This window comes from Xylophilus sp. (assembly GCA_009914555.1).
GTDB lineage: Bacteria > Pseudomonadota > Gammaproteobacteria > Burkholderiales > Burkholderiaceae_C > WNDY01.
In genome coordinates this window covers 26,131-44,233 of sequence record WNDY01000028.1, presented here as the reverse complement: position 1 = coordinate 44,233, position 18,103 = coordinate 26,131, and the positions used below count along the sequence as shown (strand labels likewise).

16 protein-coding genes and 2 pseudogenes are annotated in these 18,103 nt (G+C 71.4%); 10 read left to right on the top strand and 8 right to left on the bottom strand.

The features are described 5' to 3' along the window. Positions 1 to 30: 30 nt before the first annotated feature. The 9 genes from GAK38_RS13530 to GAK38_RS13490 all read left to right on the top strand — a co-directional run bounded on the left by GAK38_RS13530 (position 31) and on the right by GAK38_RS13490 (position 8,445). Positions 31 to 348 (top strand): LapA family protein, encoded by a 318-nt coding sequence (locus tag GAK38_RS13530; protein WP_325344932.1) that lies wholly within the window; start codon positions 31 to 33, stop codon positions 346 to 348. Continuing rightward, complete coding sequence (lapB, locus tag GAK38_RS13525; RefSeq protein WP_325344931.1) at positions 338 to 1,498, top strand: lipopolysaccharide assembly protein LapB; 1,161 nt, start codon at positions 338 to 340, stop codon at positions 1,496 to 1,498. The genes GAK38_RS13530 and lapB overlap by 11 nt, the downstream gene beginning before the upstream one ends. Positions 1,499 to 1,633: 135 nt before the next feature. Next, entirely contained in the window at positions 1,634 to 2,014 is a 381-nt protein-coding gene (locus GAK38_RS13520) for a ComEA family DNA-binding protein (RefSeq protein ID WP_325344929.1), read from the top strand. Between the two features lie 164 nt (positions 2,015 to 2,178). After that, positions 2,179 to 5,157 carry a monovalent cation/H+ antiporter subunit A gene (locus GAK38_RS13515; RefSeq protein ID WP_325344928.1) on the top strand — a complete coding sequence of 993 codons (2,979 nt, stop codon included), beginning with the start codon at positions 2,179 to 2,181 and terminating at the stop codon, positions 5,155 to 5,157. Further along, complete coding sequence (locus GAK38_RS13510; protein WP_325344926.1) at positions 5,157 to 5,519, top strand: Na+/H+ antiporter subunit C; 363 nt, start codon at positions 5,157 to 5,159, stop codon at positions 5,517 to 5,519. The genes GAK38_RS13515 and GAK38_RS13510 overlap by 1 nt, the downstream gene beginning before the upstream one ends. Next, a complete protein-coding gene (locus GAK38_RS13505; RefSeq protein WP_325344924.1) occupies positions 5,519 to 7,234 on the top strand; it encodes a monovalent cation/H+ antiporter subunit D in 1,716 nt (571 codons plus the stop codon). The genes GAK38_RS13510 and GAK38_RS13505 overlap by 1 nt, the downstream gene beginning before the upstream one ends. A gap of 14 nt (positions 7,235 to 7,248) precedes the next feature. Next, entirely contained in the window at positions 7,249 to 7,743 is a 495-nt protein-coding gene (locus GAK38_RS13500; protein WP_443089216.1) for a Na+/H+ antiporter subunit E, read from the top strand. Further along, positions 7,743 to 8,021, top strand: a complete 279-nt coding sequence (locus GAK38_RS13495; protein ID WP_325344921.1) for a K+/H+ antiporter subunit F — start codon at positions 7,743 to 7,745, stop codon at positions 8,019 to 8,021. The genes GAK38_RS13500 and GAK38_RS13495 overlap by 1 nt, the downstream gene beginning before the upstream one ends. A 58-nt stretch (positions 8,022 to 8,079) precedes the next feature. Further along, positions 8,080 to 8,445, top strand: a complete 366-nt coding sequence (locus GAK38_RS13490) for a monovalent cation/H(+) antiporter subunit G (protein ID WP_325344919.1) — start codon at positions 8,080 to 8,082, stop codon at positions 8,443 to 8,445. Between the two features lie 44 nt (positions 8,446 to 8,489). Here GAK38_RS13490 and GAK38_RS13485 read toward each other — a convergent pair whose 3' ends face one another. Further along, positions 8,490 to 9,710: an MFS transporter gene (locus GAK38_RS13485; protein WP_325344917.1), complete on the bottom strand. Its 1,221-nt coding sequence runs from the start codon at positions 9,708 to 9,710 to the stop codon at positions 8,490 to 8,492. 90 nt (positions 9,711 to 9,800) lie between these two features. On the opposite strand from GAK38_RS13485, the pseudogene GAK38_RS13480 reads away from it, so the two are divergent. Continuing rightward, a pseudogene (locus tag GAK38_RS13480) lies at positions 9,801 to 10,646 on the top strand (TIGR00730 family Rossman fold protein); the annotation flags it as partial. A 13-nt stretch (positions 10,647 to 10,659) separates the two neighbouring features. On the opposite strand, the pseudogene GAK38_RS13475 reads toward GAK38_RS13480, so the two are convergent. From GAK38_RS13475 to GAK38_RS13445, 7 genes and pseudogenes are all read right to left on the bottom strand, one after another. Further along, positions 10,660 to 11,634 (bottom strand): annotated as a pseudogene (locus tag GAK38_RS13475) (Bug family tripartite tricarboxylate transporter substrate binding protein). 35 nt (positions 11,635 to 11,669) lie between these two features. Further along, positions 11,670 to 12,728, bottom strand: coding sequence for an Ldh family oxidoreductase (locus tag GAK38_RS13470; protein WP_325344915.1), 1,059 nt, complete (start codon positions 12,726 to 12,728; stop codon positions 11,670 to 11,672). Beyond that, on the bottom strand, positions 12,725 to 13,699 hold the full coding sequence (locus GAK38_RS13465; RefSeq protein WP_325344913.1) for a Bug family tripartite tricarboxylate transporter substrate binding protein: 975 nt from the start codon (positions 13,697 to 13,699) through the stop codon (positions 12,725 to 12,727). The genes GAK38_RS13470 and GAK38_RS13465 overlap by 4 nt, the downstream gene beginning before the upstream one ends. A 62-nt stretch (positions 13,700 to 13,761) precedes the next feature. Continuing rightward, a complete protein-coding gene (locus GAK38_RS13460) occupies positions 13,762 to 14,946 on the bottom strand; it encodes an enolase C-terminal domain-like protein (RefSeq protein ID WP_325344912.1) in 1,185 nt (394 codons plus the stop codon). Positions 14,947 to 14,986: 40 nt separating this feature from the next. Next, entirely contained in the window at positions 14,987 to 15,955 is a 969-nt protein-coding gene (locus tag GAK38_RS13455) for a Bug family tripartite tricarboxylate transporter substrate binding protein (RefSeq protein ID WP_325344910.1), read from the bottom strand. Between the two features lie 32 nt (positions 15,956 to 15,987). Continuing rightward, on the bottom strand, positions 15,988 to 16,893 hold the full coding sequence (locus tag GAK38_RS13450; protein WP_325344908.1) for a dihydrodipicolinate synthase family protein: 906 nt from the start codon (positions 16,891 to 16,893) through the stop codon (positions 15,988 to 15,990). Between the two features lie 119 nt (positions 16,894 to 17,012). After that, the gene (locus GAK38_RS13445; RefSeq protein ID WP_325344906.1) at positions 17,013 to 18,068 is read right to left on the bottom strand and encodes a LacI family DNA-binding transcriptional regulator; all 1,056 of its coding nucleotides are present in this window, start codon (positions 18,066 to 18,068) and stop codon (positions 17,013 to 17,015) included. Positions 18,069 to 18,103 lie beyond the last annotated feature (35 nt).

The following is an 18,103-nucleotide window of genomic DNA, read 5'->3' as shown; positions in this document are numbered from 1 at the left end:
GTAGAATTTTCCTCGTCACAGAGGAACTGCATGAAATATCTGATGTGGCTGCTCAAGGCAGCCATTTTTTTCGCCCTCTTCGCCTTCGCACTGAACAACCAGCAGGACACCGTCGTGCACCTGTTCTTCGGCGCCCAGTGGCATGCGCCGCTGGTGCTGGTCGTGCTGGCCGCGTTCGCCACCGGCCTCGTGGTCGGCGTGCTCGGCATGGTGCCGCGCTGGTGGAAGCACCGCAGCGCCGCCCGGCGCGCCGCCGCGCCGACCGGCCTGGCGCCCGCGCCGGCGACGGCCGCCCCGGCCGGTGGTGCCCCCGTCCTCCACGAGCCGCCGCTGCACGATGGAATTTGACTACCTCACCTGGATCCTGCTGGGCCTGCCGGCCGCCTTCGTGCTCGGCTGGCTCGCGTCGCGGCTCGACCTGCGCCAGATGCGCATCGAGGGCCGCCAGGCGCCCAAGGCCTATTTCCGCGGCCTGAACTTCCTGCTCAACGAGCAGCAGGACCAGGCCATCGACGCCTTCATCGAGGCGGTGCAGAACGACCCGGACACCTCGGAGCTGCACTTCGCGCTCGGCAACCTGTTCCGCCGCCGCGGCGAATACGACCGCGCCGTGCGGGTGCACCAGCACCTGCTGTCGCGCGGCGACCTGGGCCGCATGGACCGCGAGCGGGCCCAGCATGCGCTGGCGCTGGACTTCCTCAAGGCCGGCCTGCTCGACCGCGCCGAGGACGCGCTGCGCCGCCTCGAGGGCACACCGTTCGAGGCGCAGGCGCGGCTCGCGCTGCTGGCCATCTACGAACGCTCGCGCGACTGGCCCCAGGCCGCGGCCATCGCCCAGCGCATGCACGACGCCCAGCAGGGCGACTTCAGCGTGCGCCAGGCGCACTACCTGTGCGAACAGGCGCTCACCCTGGCCCGCAACCACGACGTGCCGCATGCGCTCGCGCTGCTGGAGCAGGCCATCGCCGCCGCACCGCAGGCCCCGCGCGCCCGCGTGGAACTGGCCCGGCTGCAGCAGCTGCAGGGCCGGCACGACGCGGCCGTGGCGACGGTGCGCGAGATCGCCGCGGCCACACCCGGCGCGCTGGCACTGGTGGCGCCGCTGCTGGTGACCGCCGCCAGCGCCAGCGGCCAGACCGGTGCGGCGCGCGGGCTGCTGGAAGAGGGGTATGCCCGCACGCCCTCCCTCGACGTGCTCGAAAGCCTGGTCGCGCTCGACCGCGCCGCGCAGATCGACGACGAGCAGGCCCGCAGCCGCTACGTGCGCCACCTGGAGCAGGAACCTTCGCTCGTCGCCGCGGCCCGCTGGCTCGCCGGCGAGCAGCTCGCGCACGAGCAGTACCACCCGCAGGTGCAGCGCGCGCTCGACCAGGCCGCCAAGCCGCTGCTGCGCTACCGCTGCGCGGCCTGCGGCTTCGAGGCGCAGCAGCATTTCTGGCAGTGCCCAGGCTGCCAGAGCTGGGACAGCTACCCGCCACAACGGGTGGAAGAACTCTGAGCTGCCCCCGGGCGGCGTGCAGGTATTTCCGGGTATATTGGCCGCGCCCTTGCGCACCGCGGGGCCTGCGCTTCATCCATAGCAACCGTCCAGGCAGGCCGCCAGCCGCCCGGCAAGAACCCAGGAGTGTCGATCATGCTGAAGAAGTTTCTCGCTTTCATCGCCATGCTGACCGCGGTCGCGGCCTTCGCCGCCACCGACGTGAACAAGGCCACCGAGGCCGAACTCGATGCCGTCAAGGGCATCGGTCCCGCCACTTCCAAGCTCATCCTGTCGGAACGCAAGAAGGGCGAGTTCAAGGACTGGAACGACTTCATCGCCCGCGTGAAGGGCGTGGGCGACAGCCGCGCGAGCAAGCTGTCCAACGAAGGCCTGACGGTCAACGGCAGGAGCTATGCCAACGCCAAGCCCGGCGACAAGCCGGTCTCCGAGAAGATCAAGGACGGTGCCAGCACTGCCGCCAACAAGACCAAGGAAGTGGCCAGGGACGCCAAGGACAAGGTCACCGGCAAATAGCCCGGCCACCCCCCTCCGCCCGCTTCCTGCGAGACCCGCCTGACGGCGGGTTTTCTTTTTGGCGCGCGATGGCGGCAGCTCGCGGCATGAGCGGCCGCAATCCGGTGGAGTTGCGGGTTGTTGCGCCGGTTCCCGTGCAGGACGGCCGATAGAATCGATCGCGCATGCCCCTTGCCGCCCTCATCCTCCTTCCCTTCCTCGGCAGCCTGATCGCTGCCTTCCTGCCTTCCAACGCCCGCAATACCGAATCGACCCTGGCCGGGGTGATCGCGCTTTTCTGCGCGGTGCAGGCGGCGCTGTACTTCCCCGACATCGCCGAGGGCGGCGTGGTCCGCGAGCAGATCGCCTGGCTGCCCGCGCTGGGGCTGGACATCGTCCTCCGCATGGACGGCTTCGCCTGGATGTTCTCCATGCTGGTGCTGGGCATCGGCTCGCTGGTGGTGCTCTATGCGCGCTACTACATGTCGCCCAAGGACCCGGTGCCGCGCTTCTTCTCGTTCTTCCTCGCGTTCATGGGCGCGATGGCCGGCGTGGTGCTGTCGGGCAACCTGATCCAGATCGCGTTCTTCTGGGAGCTGACGAGCCTGTTCTCGTTCCTGCTGATCGGCTACTGGCACCACGACCGGGAGGCGCGCCGCGGCGCGCGCATGGCGCTGACCGTCACCGGCTCCGGCGGGCTGTGCATGCTCGCGGGCATGCTGGTGCTGGGCCACGTGGCCGGCAGCTACGACCTCGACCGCGTGGTCGCCGCGGCCAGCCAGGTGCGGGCCAATCCACTCTACCCGGTCATCCTGGTGCTGGTGCTGCTGGGCGCGCTGACCAAGAGCGCGCAGTTCCCGTTCCACTTCTGGCTGCCGCATGCGATGGCCGCGCCCACGCCGGTGTCGGCCTACCTGCATTCGGCCACGATGGTCAAGGCCGGCGTGTTCCTCCTAGCGCGCATGCTGCCGGTGCTCGGCGACACGCCCGAATGGTTCTGGCTCGTCGGCGGCGCGGGCGTGTGCACGCTGCTGCTGGGCGCCTATGCGGCGATGTTCCAGAACGACCTCAAGGGCCTGCTCGTCTATTCGACGATCTCGCACCTGGGCCTGATCACGCTGCTGCTGGGCTTGAACAGCCCGCTCGCCGCGGTGGCCGCGGTCTTCCACATCATGAACCATGCGACCTTCAAGGCGTCGCTCTTCATGGCCGCGGGCATCATCGACCACGAGAGCGGCACGCGCGACATCCGCCGGCTGTCGGGCCTGTGGCGGCTGATGCCGGTCACCGCCACGCTGGCGATGGTGGCCAGCGCGTCGATGGCCGGCGTGCCGCTGCTGAACGGCTTTCTGTCGAAGGAGATGTTCTTCGCCGAGACGGTCTACATCAACGCCACGCCGGCGGTGAACCTGGGCCTGCCGATCGCCGCGACCATCGCGGGCGTCTTCAGCGTGGCCTATTCGCTGCGCTTCACCTGGGACGTGTTCTTCGGCCCGCGGACCGACGACCTGCCGCGCACGCCGCACGAGCCCCCGCACTGGATGCGGGTGCCGGTGGAACTGCTGGTGCTGGCCTGCCTGGTGGTCGGCATCGTGCCGTCGTGGTCGGTCGGCCGCTTTCTGGCCGCGGCCGCGCTGCCGGTGGTCGGCGGCGAGCTGCCCGAATACAGCCTGGCGGTCTGGCACGGGTTCAACCTGCCGCTGGCGATGAGCTTCGTCGCGCTGTTCGGCGGGCTGGCGCTCTACCTGTTCCTGCGCTGGCAGCGCAGCCGCGGGCGCATGGAGGAGCCGCCGGTGGTCCGCGCCTTCAACGGCAAACGGACGTTCGAGAACCTGCTCGCGCGCATCACGCTGGCCGGCCGGCGCGGCCGCCGGCTGCTGGACACGCGGCGCCTGCAGCCGCAGATGCTGTGGCTGGTCTGCGCCGCGCTGGCCGCCGCCGGGGCCGCGGCGACCGGCGCCACGGGCCTGCCGGCCGGCGTGCGCGCGGCGCTGCCGATGTCGCCAGCCTTCGTGCTGCTGTGGGCCATCGGCATGGCCTGCGCCATCGGCGCGGCCTGGCAGGCCAAGTACCACCGGCTGGCCGCGCTCACGCTGCTGGGCGGCGCGGGCATCGCCACCTGCGTGACCTTCGTCTGGTTCTCGGCGCCCGACCTCGCGCTCACGCAGCTCGCGGTCGAGGTGGTGACGACCGCGCTCGTCATCCTCGGCCTGCGCTGGCTGCCCAAGCGCGAGGAAGGTCTGCGCGCCCTGCCGGCGCAGCGCCGCTCGGCCCGCATGCGGCGCGCGCGCGACATGGCGGTCGCACTGGCGGCGGGCGCCGGCATGGCGGCGCTGGCCTGGACGATGATGCGCCGGCCCTTCCCCGGAAGCACTTCCACCTTCTTCCTGGGGAACGCGCTGACGCAGGGCGGCGGCACCAACGTGGTCAACGTGATGCTGGTGGACTTCCGCGGCTTCGACACCTTCGGCGAGATCGTGGTGCTGGGCATCGTGGCGCTCACGGTCTATGCGCTGCTGCGCCGCTTCCGACCCGCGGCCGAGACGCTGGACCTGCCGCCGCAGCAGCGCGCCGTGCCGGCCGACCTGTCCACCGACCTGATCAACCCGCGCCTGGCCGAGGATACGGCCGTGGGCTACCTGATGGTGCCCGCGGTGCTGGTGCGGCTGCTGCTGCCGTTCGCCACGCTGGTGGCGTTCTACCTGTTCCTGCGCGGCCACAACCAGCCCGGCGGCGGCTTCGTCGCGGGGCTGGTGCTGTCGATCGGGCTGCTGCTGCAGTACATCGTCTCGGGCACGCAGTGGGTCGAGGCCCACCTGCCGCTCTATCCGCGGCGCTGGATCGGCGCGGGCATGCTGTTGGCGCTGGCGACCGGGCTCGGTTCGCTGGCCTTCGGCTATCCGTTCATGACCACCCACACCGCGCACCTGCACCTGCCGCTCGTCGGCGACATCCACATCGCCAGCGCGATGTTCTTCGACATCGGCGTGTTCACGCTCGTGGTCGGCGCCACGCTGCTGATCCTGACCGCGCTGGCCCACCAGTCGGTGCGCAGCCACCGCTTCCGTGCCCGCCTGGCGGAAGATCTCGGTGATTGGGTAGTATTCCCCGGTAGCCGGCAGCCGACGCCCGCTGCGAAGCCATACTCCCAAGGTGCCTGGTGATGGAGATCGTGCTTGCCATCGCCATCGGCGTGCTGACCGGCTCCGGCGTCTGGCTGCTGCTGCGCCCGCGCACCTTCCAGGTCGTCATGGGCCTGTCGCTGCTCTCGTACGCGGTCAACCTGTTCATCTTCAGCATGGGCCGCCTGGGCCTGGCCATCAACAAGGCACCCGTGCTGCGCGAGGGCCTGCCGCAGAACCTGGAGCACTATGCCGACCCGATGCCGCAGGCGCTGGTGCTGACGGCCATCGTCATCGGCTTCGCGATGACCGCCCTCTTCCTCGTGGTGCTGCTGGCCTCGCGCGGGCTCTCGGGCACCGACCATGTGGACGGGCGCGGCCACAGCACGGAGGAGTCGGCCTGATGGGCTCGCTCGCCGCGCCGCTGATGCCGCACCTGCTGCTGGCGCCGATCGTGCTGCCGATGCTCACGGCCGCGCTCATGCTGCTGCTCAAGGAAGAGCGCCAGCGGCTGAAGCTCACACTCAACATCGGCTCGACCTTCCTCGGGCTGCTGGCGGCGGTGGCGCTGCTGCGCTGGGTGGACCACCAGAGCGAGCCGGCCACGCTCGGCGTCTACCTGCCGGGCAACTGGCCGGCGCCGTTCGGCATCGTGCTGGCGCTGGACCGGCTCTCGGCGCTGATGCTGGTGCTGGCCGGCACGCTCGGGCTCGCGTCGGCGGTGTATGCCGCGGCGCGCTGGCACCGCGCGGGCGTGCACTTCCATCCGCTGTTCCAGCTGCAGCTCATGGGCTTGGCCGGCGCCTTCCTCACGGCCGACCTGTTCAACCTGTTCGTGTTCTTCGAGATCCTGCTCGCGGCCTCCTACGGCCTGCTGCTGCACGGCTCGGGCCGTCCGCGCGTGGCCGCGGGACTGCACTACGTCGCGGTCAACCTCGCGGCCTCGTCGCTGTTCCTGATCGGCGCGTCGATGCTCTACGGCATCACCGGCACGCTCAACATGGCCGACCTCGCGCGCGCCGTGCCGCTGGTGGCACCGGCCGACCGCGGCCTGCTGCACGCGGCTGCGGCCATTCCCGGCGTGGCCTTCCTCATCAAGGCCGCGCAGTGGCCGCTGAACTTCTGGCTGGTGCCGGCCTATGCTGCGGCCACCGCGCCGGTGGGCGCGCTGTTCGCCATCATGACCAAGGTCGGCGTCTACGTGGTGCTGCGGCTGTGGACGCTGCTGTTCGGCAGCGAAGCCGGCGACTCGGCGCTGTTCGGCGCGCAGTGGCTCGTCGCCGGCGGGCTGCTCACGCTGGGCGCCGCGGCCGTGGGCACGCTGAGCGCGCAGCGGCTGGGCCACCTCGCGGGCTACGGCGCCATCGTGTCGGCCGGCACGCTGGTCGCGGCCATCGGCTTCGGCCAGAACGTCCTCGTGGCCGGCGCGCTCTACTACCTGGTCAGCGCCACGCTGGCCGTGGGCATGCTGTTCCTGCTGGCCGACCTGATCGAGCGCTGGCGCAACGACGGCGCCAGCGTGGCGCCCCATGCGCGCGGCGACGTGGCGCCCTTCCTCGCGCCGGACCTGCGTGCGTCGGACGCGGCCGGCATCGACGACGAGCCGCAGGATCTGATCGTCGGCCGGCCGATCCCCGCGGCCGCGGCCTTTCTCGGCATCGCCTTCATGGCCTGCACGCTGCTGCTGGCCGGACTGCCGCCGCTCTCGGGCTTCGTCGGCAAGTTCGCCATGCTCGGCGCCGTGCTCAACCCGCTGGGCCTGGGCTCGTCCTACGGCCAGCAGCCGGGCTGGGCCGGCTGGACGCTGCTGGCGCTGCTGATCGGCTCGGGCCTGCTGTCGCTGCTGGCGCTGTCGCGCGCCGGCATCCGCCACCTGTGGGCGCCGCAGGGCCGCGACGCGCCGCAGCTGCGGCTGGCCGAGGGCCTGCCGGTGGCGGCGCTGCTGCTGCTGTGCGTGCTGCTGACGGTGAAGGCCGGCGCGGTGATGCGCTACACCCAGGCCACGGCCGACGCGCTGTTCGCGCCCGAGGTCTATGTGCGCTCGGTGCTCGGCGCGCGGCCGGTGCCCTCGCCCGAAGCCTCGGCCGCCGCCGCGGCGGCGGTGGAGGGGGCGCGATGAAGACACCGCACCGCATCGCGCGCCGCATCGCGCCGGCCCCGCTGCTGTCGCTGGCGCTGTGGGCGCTGTGGCTGCTGCTCAACCGCTCGCTCGGCGCCGGCCACCTGCTGCTGGGCGCGGTGCTGGCGCTGGTCATCCCGGTGCTGGCCGCCGGACTGCGTCCGCGGCGGGTGCGCATCCGCCGGCCCGGCGCGGTGCTGCGCCTGATGGCGACGGTGGCCGTGGACGCCAGCCGGTCGAACTGCGCGGTGGCGCGCCGGCTGCTCATGCCGGCGCACCGCTCGCCCCCTTCGGGCTTCGTCCATGTGCCGCTGGAGTTGCGCGACCCCAACGGCCTGGCCGTGCTGGCCGCCATCGTCTGCATGACGCCCGGCACCGCCTGGGGCGAGCTCTCGCTCGACCGCAGCGTGCTGCTGCTGCACATCCTGGAGCTGGACGACGCCGCGGCGGTGGTGCGCATGGTCAAGGAGCGCTACGAGCGCCCGCTGATGGAGATTTTCGAATCATGATGAGCCCCTTTCTCGCCTGGTCGCTGTCGCTCGCGCTGGCGCTGCTGGCGCTGGCCATGGCCTGCGCGCTGGCCCGCATGCTGCGCGGCCCCACGGCGCAGGACCGCGTGCTGGCGCTGGACTGCATGTACACCTGCGCGATGCTGGCCATCCTGGTGCTGGGCCTGCGCTATGCCAGCAGCAGCTACTTCGAGCCGGCGCTGCTGATGGCGCTGTTCGGCTTCGTCGGCTCGACCGTGATTGCCAAGTTCCTGCTGCGCGGGGAGGTCATCGAATGAGCCCCGCACAGCCGTCCGAAGGGGTTCGCACCGCCGCGCGCAGCACGGAGGTTTCGACATGACCGTTCCGCTCTGGGCCGAGGTCGTCACCGGCGTCCTCGCGGTGGCCGGCGCCGCCATCGCGCTGCTGGGCGCCGTCGGCCTGCTGCGGCTACGCAGCTTCTTCGAGCGGGTGCATGCGCCCACGCTGGGCGCCACGATGGGCAGCTGGCTGATCCTCTGGGCCAATGTGCTGTACTTCTCGCTGCACGACGGCGGGCTGACGCTGCATGCGCTGATCCTGGCGGCGCTGCTGTCGATCGGCTTCCCGATCACCACTATCTTCCTGATGCGCGCCGCGCTGTTCCGCGCGCGGCAGAGCGGCGCGGCCGACGTGCCGCCCAGCCTCAGCGCGCAGCTTTCGGACAAATACCGGCGGGAGTAACAACCCATAGCCAGCGTCACATACTGGCTGCGGGCACATACCCCCTACTGGATGCGGTCGTAGCGCGCCAGCGCCGGGAACAGCCGGACCCAGCCGAGCGCCACCAGCACCGTGCCCACGACGGCGCCCACCGGCCCGATCAGCGCGGCCATGCTGCCGGCGCGGAACTCGCCAAGCTGGTTGCTCGCGCCGATGAAGATCGAGCTGACCGCGCTGACCCGCCCGCGCATCGCGTCCGGCGTCTGCAGCTGCACCAGGGTCTGGCGCACGACCACGCTGACCATGTCGGCCGCGCCGGTCACGGCCAGCGCCAGGATCGACAGCGCGAGGCTCTGCGAGAAGCCGAACACCACGGTCGCCACGCCGAACAGCGCCACGGCCCACAGCATGCGCCCGCCCACCCGGCGCTCCAGCGGCCAGCGGGCCAGCACCACCGACATGACCAGCGCGCCCACGGCCGGCGCCGCGCGCAGCAGGCCCAGGCCCCAGGGGCCGGTGTGCAGGATGTCCTTGGCGTAGATCGGCAGCAGCGCCACCGCGCCGCCCAGCAGCACCGCGAACAGGTCGAGCGCGATGGCGCCCAGCACCACCTTGCGGTCCCAGATGAAGCCCACACCGGCCAGCATGGTCTGCACCGACACCGGCTCGGGCGGCGGCGGCACGTGCTCGTAGCGCATCCGCATCGCCAGCATGCTGGCCAGCGCGAACAGCGCCACGCAGGTCGCGTAGACGGCCGTGGCGCCGGCCACGAAGATCAGGCCGCCGAGCGCCGGGCCGCCGATCACCGCGATCTCCAGCGCGCCGGAGCTGAAGGCCATGGCCCGCGGCAGCTGCGCCGGCGCCACCAGCAGCGGCAGCAGCGCCTGCTGCGCCGGCATCTGGAAGGCCCGCGCCACGCCCAGCAGCACCGAGACGGCCAACAGCAGCCAGCGCCCGGCCCAGTGGCCCTCGGTCGCCAGCACCAGGATCAGCGCGACCAGGCCCTGGAGCACCATGCAGGCCGCGACGATGCGCCCGCGGTGCAGCCGGTCGGCCACCTGCCCGGCCACCAGCGTGAGCAGCAGCGCCGGCACGAACTGGTAGAGGCCGACGAGTCCGAGGTCCCAGGCGCGGCCGGTCAGGTCGTACATCTGCCAGCCCACCGCGACCATCAGGATCTGGTTGCCGGCCGTCCCGGCGAGCCGGGTCAGCCAGAACCGCATGAAGGAATGCTGCCGCAGCAGCGAGGAAAGGGTCGCGGGGTCCGCCGGTGCCGTTGTCGTCATGGTCTGGGGCGCGATCATAGCGAGGTGGACCGCAGCGCGCTGGCGGCGCCCAACGGCGACAATGACGGCCCATGCAATCCGACATAGAATCTCAACGACCGCCGACTCGCCGACGCCTGGGCCGAACTCCAGGCCCATGCCGACGCCGGCAACCCGCTGCACGCCGACGCCTACCGCCTCGCCTTCGCCGACCCCGAGTTCCTGCTGCGGCGCGAGACGCGCGGCATCCGCTTCCAGCTCGAACTGCTCAAGCCCGACCTCGGCCAGGCCGCCTACGGCATCGACAACACCGTCGTGGTCTACGGCAGCGCGCGCTTTCGCCCGCCCGAGGAGGCCCGCGCCGCGCTGGTGCAGGCCGAGGCCGGAGGCGACGCGCAGCAGATCGCGCGCGCGAAGCTCGCAGTGCGCAATTCGCGCTACTACGACCTGGCCCGCCAGTTCGCCCGCCTCGTGGCCGAGGACAGCCAGAAGCGCCCCGAATCGGAGCGCATCACCATCTGCACCGGCGGCGGCCCCGGCATCATGGAGGCGGCCAACCGCGGCGCCCACGAAGCCGGTGCGCGCAACGTCGGCCTCAACATCGCGCTGCCGCACGAGCAGAGCGGCAACTCCTACATCACGCCGGAGCTGTCGTTCAAGTTCCACTACTTCGCGCTGCGCAAGATGCATTTCATGATGCGCGCGAAGGCGCTGGTGGCCTTCCCGGGCGGCTTCGGCACGCTCGACGAGCTGTTCGAGGTGCTCACGCTGGTGCAGACCGGCAAGGCCAAGCCGGTGCCGATCGTGCTGTTCGGCACCGAGTTCTGGAAGCGTCTCATCGACTTCCAAGTGCTCGTGGAGGAAGGCACGATCTCGGCCGCCGACCTGAAGCTGTTCAGTCTGACCGACGACCCGCAGGAAGCCTGGGACCGGATCCAGGCGTTCTACAAGCTCTGATCGGTCGGCCGCATCAATCGACGGTCGCGCCGGACTGGCGGACCACGGCCTCCCACTTGCGGATCTCCGCGTCGATGTAGGCGCGGAACGCGGCGGCATCCTTGGCGTCGGGCTCGAAGCCGCGCGACGCGAGCTTCTGCTGCATCTCGGGCGTGGCCACCACGCGCAGGACGTCACGGCTGAGCGTCTCGGCCACCGGGGCCGGCATGCGTGCCGGCCCGAGGAAGCCGAACCACGAACCGGCCTAGAAGCCCGGCAGCCCCGATTCGGCCACCGTCGGCACCTGGGGCAGCGACGCGGAGCGCTTCAGACTGGTCACGGCGATCGCGCGCAGGCGGCCGGCCTGGACGTGCGGCAGCGAGGTCGGCAGGTTGTCGAACATCAGCTGCACCTGCCCGGCCAGCAGGTCGGCCAAGGCCGGCGCGCTGCCCTTGTAGGCCACGTGCATCATCTCGATGCCGGTGCGCGACTTGAACATCTCGCCCGACAGGTGGATCGAGCTGCCGGCGCCCGACGAGGCGAAGTTGAGCTTGCCCGGGTTCTGGCGGCCGTAGTCGATCAGCTCCTGCACCGTCTTCACCGGCAGCGAAGGATGCACCACGAGCACGTTGGGCACCGAGGCCATCATGGCGATCGGCGTGAAGTCGCGCCGGATGTCGTAGGGCATGCGGCGGTAGAGGCTCGCGTTGATCGCGTGGGTGCCGACCGCGCCGAGCACCAGCGTGTAGCCGTCCGGCAGGGCCTTGGCCACGGCGTCGGCACCGATGTTGCCGCCGGCGCCGGGCTTGTTGTCGATGATGACCGGCTGGCCCAGCAGCGCCGCCAGGTCCTGGCCGACCAGGCGGGCGATGATGTCGTCGTTGCCGCCGGCGGCCATCGGCACGACAATGCGCACCGGCTTGTCGGGCCAGGCCGCGGCGGCCTGCAGCAGCGGGGAGGCGCCGGCGCAGCACAGGGCTGCCAGCGCGTTGCGGCGGGTGGGATGCATGGGAAGTTTCCTCGGCGACCGATGTGCCGTCTGGGTCAGGTCGCGGTGAAGCGCCGGGCCGAGCCGAGCCGCGCGGCCCAGCCGTCCAGCGTGGCCAGCAGGCCGCTATCGCAGAGCAGGCCGTGGCGCTGCTGCTCGCGCTTGCTCTGGAGCGCCCGCTCGCCGGGCAGGCGCACGGCGCGGTCCGGGTCGATGCGCCGGCTCGCATGGCACTGCGCCACCAGCGCATCGGTGGCGCGCAGGAAGGCATCGGCACCGCCGCCGAACCCCGCCGGCGCCATGATCTGCAGGAACACGCCCTGCGCGCCGCGCACGCGCGGCAGGTCGTGGCCGAAGCCCGAGAGCGCGAGCGCGAACGCCTCCACCAGCAAGCCGCAGGCGAAGCCCTTGTAGCCGAAGTTTTCGCCGCCCACGGGCAGCAGCGTGCCCGGCGGCGTGGCCTGCATCACGGCCGGGTCGTCGGTCGGCACGCCCTGGCCGTCGAGCAGCCAGCGCCCCGGCAGGCGCCGGCCCGCGGCCGCGTGCTGGGCGATGGCGCCGTTGCTCGCGAGCGTCGTGCTCTGGTCGATCAGCACCGGGTCGCCGCCCGTCGGGATGCAGGCGGCGATCGGGTTGCTCGTGGTCACCGCGTCGGCGCCGCCGGGCGGCGCGACCGAGGCCACGCCCGGGTCGGTCACCATCAGCAGCGCCAGCAGGCCGCGGCGGCCGATGTCCTCCAGGTAGGCCTGCAGCGCGCCGATGTGGGTGCAGTTGGCCAGCGTGGCGGTGACCACCGCATGCGCCGCGGAGCGCTCCAGCGCCTGGGCCACCAGCTGTTCCATCACCCAGGCGCCGGGCAGGCGCGGCGTGTGCCAGCTGAAGTGAGCGCCGCCGTCGTGCAGCACCTCGATGCGGCCGGCGGTGGCGATGCGGCCGTCGCCAATGCGCTCCAGGTAGGTCGGCAGCTGCGCCAGGCCGTGGGTGCGGTGGCCGAGCAGGTCGCCCTCGACGAGGCGGCGGGCCACGGACTCGGCCTGCGGCGCGGCCAGCCCCGCGGCCTCCAGCACCGCCGCCGCGGCGGCCCGCGCCGCGGGCACGGGAAGGCGGGCCGTCATTGCGCCACGATCCCGGCGTCGCGGATGAGCCCGCCCCACTGCCGGGTCTCGGCGGCCAGTAGCCGGCGCAGCGCGTCGGGCCCGCCGCTGTCGGGCTCGGCGCCCAGCTCGACCATGCGGTCGCGCACGTCCTTGCGCTGCAGCACGGCCGCCAGCGCCTCGGTCAGCCGCGCGGCCACGGCGGCCGGCGTGCGCGCCGGCGCGAACACGGCGAACCAGCCGATCACCTTGAAGTCCGGCTGGCCGGACTCGACTGCGGTCGGCACGTCGGGCAGCAGCGGCGAGCGCGTGGCGCCGGTCACGGCGATGGCCCGCAACGCGCCGCTGCGGATGTGCGGCGCCAGCACCGCGACATTGTCGATGCCGGCCTGCAGCGTGCCGCCGAGCAGGTCCGGCATGAGCGCGCCGGTGCCTTTGTAGGGCACGTAGACCATGTCGGTGCGCGTGTTGCGCTTGAGCATCTCCCAGGCCAGGTGCTGGCCGCCGCCGGGGGCCGAGGCGGCATAGTCGATCTGCCCCGGATGGGCCTTGGCATAGGCGACGAGTTCGGCCAGCGTGTGCACCGGCAGCTTCGGGTGCACCACGAGCACGTAGGGCGTGGGGGCCACCATGCCGATCGGCAGCAGGTCGGTGGCGGGCTCGAACGGCACCTTGGGATAGAGCGCGCGGTAGGTCGCAAGCGTGCTGCTCGAAAACAGCAGCGTGTAGCCGTCGGCCGGCGCCTTGGCCACCGCGTCGGTGCCGATCATGCCGCTGGCGCCGGCGCGGTTGTCGACGATGAACTGCTGGCCGAGCCGCTCGCCCAGCCCGGCGGCCACGATGCGCGCCAGCACGTCGGTGGTGCCGCCCGGCGGAAAGCCGACGATGAACCTCACCGGCTTGGCCGGATAGGCCGGCTGCGCGGCGCCGGCCGGCAGCAAAGAGGCAAGCGGGGCGGCCGCGCAGGCGCCTACGAGGATTCTGCGTCGCATGGCGTGTGTCTCCTGGTGAGGTCGGCGGCGCCGGCTCTGCGGCCGGCTGCGCGCCGCGGGCATCAGCGCTTGGTCAGGTCGAACACGTGGCGCTGCACCGCGTGCTTGTGGATCCAGTCCCAGTCGTAGGTCACGCCCAGGCCCGGACCCTCCGGCACCGGCACCGTGCCGTCCTTGTCGATGCAGTCGATCTGGTCGGTGTAGCCGCAGCTGTAGACCGGCGGCACGACGTTCGGGCAGTCGGGCCCGACGAGGGCGACTTCGTAGTAGTTCGAGTTGCGGATCGCGCCCATCACGTGGCGGTGCGCCGGGCCCACCGCGTGGATCTCGACGTCGAGGCCGAAGGCCTCGGCCATGCGCGCGGTCTTGATGGCGCCGGTGATGCCCATGTCGTACTCGGGATCGACGCGCACGAAGTCGGTGCCGCCGGCGATGATGAAGTCGGCCTTGGGCTCCAGGCTGCGCACGTGCTCGCCGATCAGCAGCGGGGTCTTGAGCATCTCGCGCAGCTTCCTGTGCGAGAAGGCCGAGATGCCGGTGTCGCGGTACGGGTCTTCGTACCAGAAGTAGTTGGCCTCGTCACAGGCCTTGCCCACGTAGAGCGCATCGGCGAAGGTCTTCAGGTCGCAGCCGCCGTCGTACATCAGGTCCATGTCGTCGCCCACGGCCTTGCGCGCGGCCAGGATGATGGAGGCCTCGGCCTTCTTGTCGCCATCGAACCAGCCGTGGATCTTGTAGCCCGGGTAGCCCATCTCCTTGCACTGCGCGGCGAAGTCGCCGAAGGCCTGCGGGCTGTCGAGCCCGCCGGCACGGTCGCCGTGGAAGGTGCTGGCATAGGCCTTCAGCCGCTTGCGGTAGCCGCCCAGCAGGCGCTGGATGGAGGCATCGAGGCGCTTGCCTTCGAGGTCCCACAGCGCGATGTCGATCGGCGCATAGCCCATGTGGTCGAAGTGGTGCAGCAGGCGCTTGCAGTCGTCGTAGATGTCCTCGCGCATCGCCGGATCGCGCCCGAGGATGTTGGGCGCGAGCATCAGCCCCGGGGCGAGCGAGGGGCGGGTGCCGCCCCACATGGTCACGTATTCGCCGCGCGAGCCGTCGTCGGCCTCGACGACCACGGCGAACTTGCGCATCTTCATCTGGGCGCCCTTCTTGTAGGCGACGTGGTTGTGGGTGTGCTCGGTGTGGGCAGCGAGGTTGGTCACCTCGTATTCGAAATCGATGAATTCGAGGCGGTTGATCCGGGTCATGCGAGGGCCTTGGAGTGGAGGAGGAAAAGTCAAAGGTCGTTCAGTCGGCCGTGATGCCGGCGGTGTCGATCACGGTCTTCCAGCGGGCGATGTCGCCGGCGAGCTCGCTGCGAAAGCGCGCCGGGCCGCTGTTGACCACCTCGAAGCCGGCCGTTTCGAGCTGGCTGCGCACCTGCGGATCCTGGAGCGTGGCGTCGAGCGCCTGCACCAGCTTCTGCTGCACCGGCGCGGGCAGGCCGTGCGGCGCGGCGATGCCCTGCCATGAAGAGACTTCGAGCCCCTTGAAGCCGGCCTCGGCGATCGTGGGCACGTTCGGCAACTCGGGCACGCGCCTGTCCGAAGTGACGGCCAGCGCCTTCAGGCGCCCGCCGTGGATGTGGCCCGCGAGCACGCCGACGTTGCTGATGAGCACCTGTACATGGCCCGCAATCCGGTCGGTGATGGCCGCGCCGCCGCCCTTGTAGGCCACGTGCACGCCCTGGGTGCCGGTCTTCTGCCAGAACAGCACGCTCGACAGGTGGTCGGTGGAGCCGACGCCCGCGGAGGCGAAGGCCACCTTGCCGGGGTTCTTCTTCATGTACGCGACCAGCTCGGCCACGGTGTCGACCGGCAGGCTGGTCGGCACCGCGAATACGTTGGGCGTGCGCACCGAGATGGTCAGCAGGTCGAAGTTGCGCAGCGGGTCGTAGGGCACGCTCTTGAGCAGCAGCGGCGTGGTCGCATAGGTGCCGATGGAGCCCACCAGCAGCGTGTAGCCGTCGGCCGGCGCGCGCGACACCAGGGTCGCGCCGATGCTGCCATTGGCGCCGGGCTTGTTGTCGAGCACCACCGGCTGGCCGAGCTTCTCGCCGAGCTTGGCCGACATGACACGCATGCTCGCGTCCGACGATCCGCCGGGCGGGAACGGCACGATCACGGTGACCGGACGCGCCGGATAGGTCTGGGCCAGCACGCTGCCGCAGGCCGCCAGGCCGGCGGCCAGCATGCGCAGGACCGCGAAAAGGCGCATGGGATGTCTCCAGGTCGTTCCGGCCGGCCGCCTCAGTTCCAGCGTGCGGCCGCGGCGGCGGTGCGGCGCACCAGGCGGTCGATCTCGCCGAGGTCGACCGGCGTGAGCCTCGGCCCCGGCGAGCGCATGGCGGCGCTGCCGATGGCGCCGCGCCGGCGCAGCACCTCCTTGCGCACGGCCACGCCCCACTGGCTCTGGTTCTCGTAGCTCAGCAGCGGCAGGTAGGCGTCGAACAGGTCGTGGGCTTCCTCGACCTGGCGCTGCTGGAAGAGCCGGTAGACGCCCGAGAGCATCTCGGGATGCGAGAAGCCGGCCATCGGGCCGTCGATGCCGCGGCCCATCTCCAGCGGCAGGAACATCGCGTTGTTGCCGGTCAGGATCGCGATGCGGCGGCCCTGGGCCTCGCGCAGCTTGGTGATCTTGGTGATGCTCGGCAGGTCCTCCTCCTTGAGCACCTGGATCTGCGGATGGCGCTCCACGAGCTGCAGGATCGACGCCACCGACATCCAGGTGCCGGTGGAGAACGGGAAGTCCTGCAGCACCGTCGGCACGTCGCCGATCTCGCGGAAGACGGTGGCGAAGTACGAGAACAGCTCCTCCTCGGTGCGCAGGCCGCCCGGCGGCGCGATCATCACACCGGCCGCGCCCAGGTCCATGACCTCGGCCGTCAGCTCGCGCAGCTGGGCCACGCTGGCGCTGCTGACGCCGACGACCACCGGCCTGCCCTGCGCGCGGCGGATGAAGCGCCCGGCCACCGCGCGGGCTTCCTGCGGCGTGAGCTTGCCGGCTTCGCCGGCCACGCCCAGCACCGTGAGGCCGTCGGCGCCGTGCTTCAGGTAGAAGTCGACCAGCGTGTCGATGCTGGGCAGGTCCACCGCGCCGGCATCGTCGAAGGGGGTCTGGGTGACGATGTAGACGCCACGCGTTTGGTCAAGCATCGGTAACGGCTCCAGCAAGGGTCAAGGTGCATGGTATCGGTATCATGCAAGCCATGATATCGGTACCATCCAGGCCCAAGGAGCGGGTTTGCCCGGATGTCGTGGAAAGGAAGAGGCGGTCAGCCGCTGTCGCGGACAACCATCTGGAAACCGAAGTCGCGCACCGGCTCGTCCGGTCCGGTGCCGTCCATGCGGGCCAGGATGGCATGCGCGGCGGCACGGCCGATGACGGCGCTGTCCACCCGCAGCGTGGTGAGCGCCGGCACCGTGTCGGCTGCGAAGTCGAGGTCGCCGAAGCCGACGACGGCCATGCGCTGCGGCACGGCGATGCCCTGCAGGCCGGCCTCCATGAGCGCGCCGACGGCGATCAGGTCGGACGCGCAGTACACCGCGTCGATCTCCGGATGCCGCTGCAGCAGCGCAGCCAGCCCCTCGCGACCGTGCCGCATGCGCGACGGCGCGCCGCCCTGGTAGGCCGGCAGGCCGTCTTCGGTGCCCTGCACCAGCCCCAGCCGGCGCGCGCCGGCCTGGAAGCCGCGCGCGCGCAGGACGGCCCGCGGCTCGCTGGCAGTGATGAGCGCCAGGCGCCGGCGGCCCTGCGCATGCAGGTAGCTGGCGATGGCCTCGCCGGCGGCCTCGTGCGAGAAGCCCACCACCATGTCGATCGGCGCGTCGGTCATGTCCCACGCCTCCACCACCGGCAGACCCGTGGCGCGCAGCCGCTCGCGCGCGGCCTCGGACTGCATGACGCCAACCACCACGATGCCGTCGGGCCGGCGCGCGATGACCGCGTCGACCAGCGCCTCCTCGCGCGCCGGGTCGTAGCCCTTCTCGCCGAGCATGACCTGGTAGCCCGCGGCGGCCAGCGTCGCGCTCATGGCCTGCACCGCGCTCAGGAACGCCGAGCCCGAGGAGATCGTCGGCACCACGCAGGCGATCAGGCGCGAGCGGTTGGACTTGAGCCCGCCGGCCACGAGGTTGGGCACGTAGCCGGTGGCGCGCACCGCGTCGTGCACCCGCTGGCGGGTCTCGGGCGTGACCAGCGCGGGGTTGCTCAGCGCGCGCGAGGCGGTGATCTTGGACACGCCGGCCACGCGGGCCACGTCCACGAGCGTGATGCTCTCGCGCAGCACCCGTGTCGCGGCGGCGGGCGGCGCGTCGTGGCGGATACTCATCGGTCGGGGGGCAGCGCGGTCATGGCGCGATTATG

What these genes read in the sequence shown, in the direction of transcription:
- GAK38_RS13445 (WP_325344906.1), bottom strand. Translation starts at nt 18,068, where the DNA reads ATGAGTATCCGCCACGACGCGCCGCCCGCCGCCGCGACACGGGTGCTG.
- GAK38_RS13465 (WP_325344913.1), bottom strand. Translation starts at nt 13,699, where the DNA reads ATGCGACGCAGAATCCTCGTAGGCGCCTGCGCGGCCGCCCCGCTTGCC.
- GAK38_RS13495 (WP_325344921.1), top strand. Translation starts at nt 7,743, where the DNA reads ATGAGCCCCTTTCTCGCCTGGTCGCTGTCGCTCGCGCTGGCGCTGCTG.
- GAK38_RS13485 (WP_325344917.1), bottom strand. Translation starts at nt 9,710, where the DNA reads ATGACGACAACGGCACCGGCGGACCCCGCGACCCTTTCCTCGCTGCTG.
- GAK38_RS13490 (WP_325344919.1), top strand. Translation starts at nt 8,080, where the DNA reads ATGACCGTTCCGCTCTGGGCCGAGGTCGTCACCGGCGTCCTCGCGGTG.
- GAK38_RS13510 (WP_325344926.1), top strand. Translation starts at nt 5,157, where the DNA reads ATGGAGATCGTGCTTGCCATCGCCATCGGCGTGCTGACCGGCTCCGGC.
- lapB (WP_325344931.1), top strand. Translation starts at nt 338, where the DNA reads ATGGAATTTGACTACCTCACCTGGATCCTGCTGGGCCTGCCGGCCGCC.
- GAK38_RS13460 (WP_325344912.1), bottom strand. Translation starts at nt 14,946, where the DNA reads ATGACCCGGATCAACCGCCTCGAATTCATCGATTTCGAATACGAGGTG.
- GAK38_RS13505 (WP_325344924.1), top strand. Translation starts at nt 5,519, where the DNA reads ATGGGCTCGCTCGCCGCGCCGCTGATGCCGCACCTGCTGCTGGCGCCG.
- GAK38_RS13520 (WP_325344929.1), top strand. Translation starts at nt 1,634, where the DNA reads ATGCTGAAGAAGTTTCTCGCTTTCATCGCCATGCTGACCGCGGTCGCG.
- GAK38_RS13530 (WP_325344932.1), top strand. Translation starts at nt 31, where the DNA reads ATGAAATATCTGATGTGGCTGCTCAAGGCAGCCATTTTTTTCGCCCTC.
- GAK38_RS13450 (WP_325344908.1), bottom strand. Translation starts at nt 16,893, where the DNA reads ATGCTTGACCAAACGCGTGGCGTCTACATCGTCACCCAGACCCCCTTC.
- GAK38_RS13515 (WP_325344928.1), top strand. Translation starts at nt 2,179, where the DNA reads ATGCCCCTTGCCGCCCTCATCCTCCTTCCCTTCCTCGGCAGCCTGATC.
- GAK38_RS13455 (WP_325344910.1), bottom strand. Translation starts at nt 15,955, where the DNA reads ATGCGCCTTTTCGCGGTCCTGCGCATGCTGGCCGCCGGCCTGGCGGCC.
- GAK38_RS13470 (WP_325344915.1), bottom strand. Translation starts at nt 12,728, where the DNA reads ATGACGGCCCGCCTTCCCGTGCCCGCGGCGCGGGCCGCCGCGGCGGCG.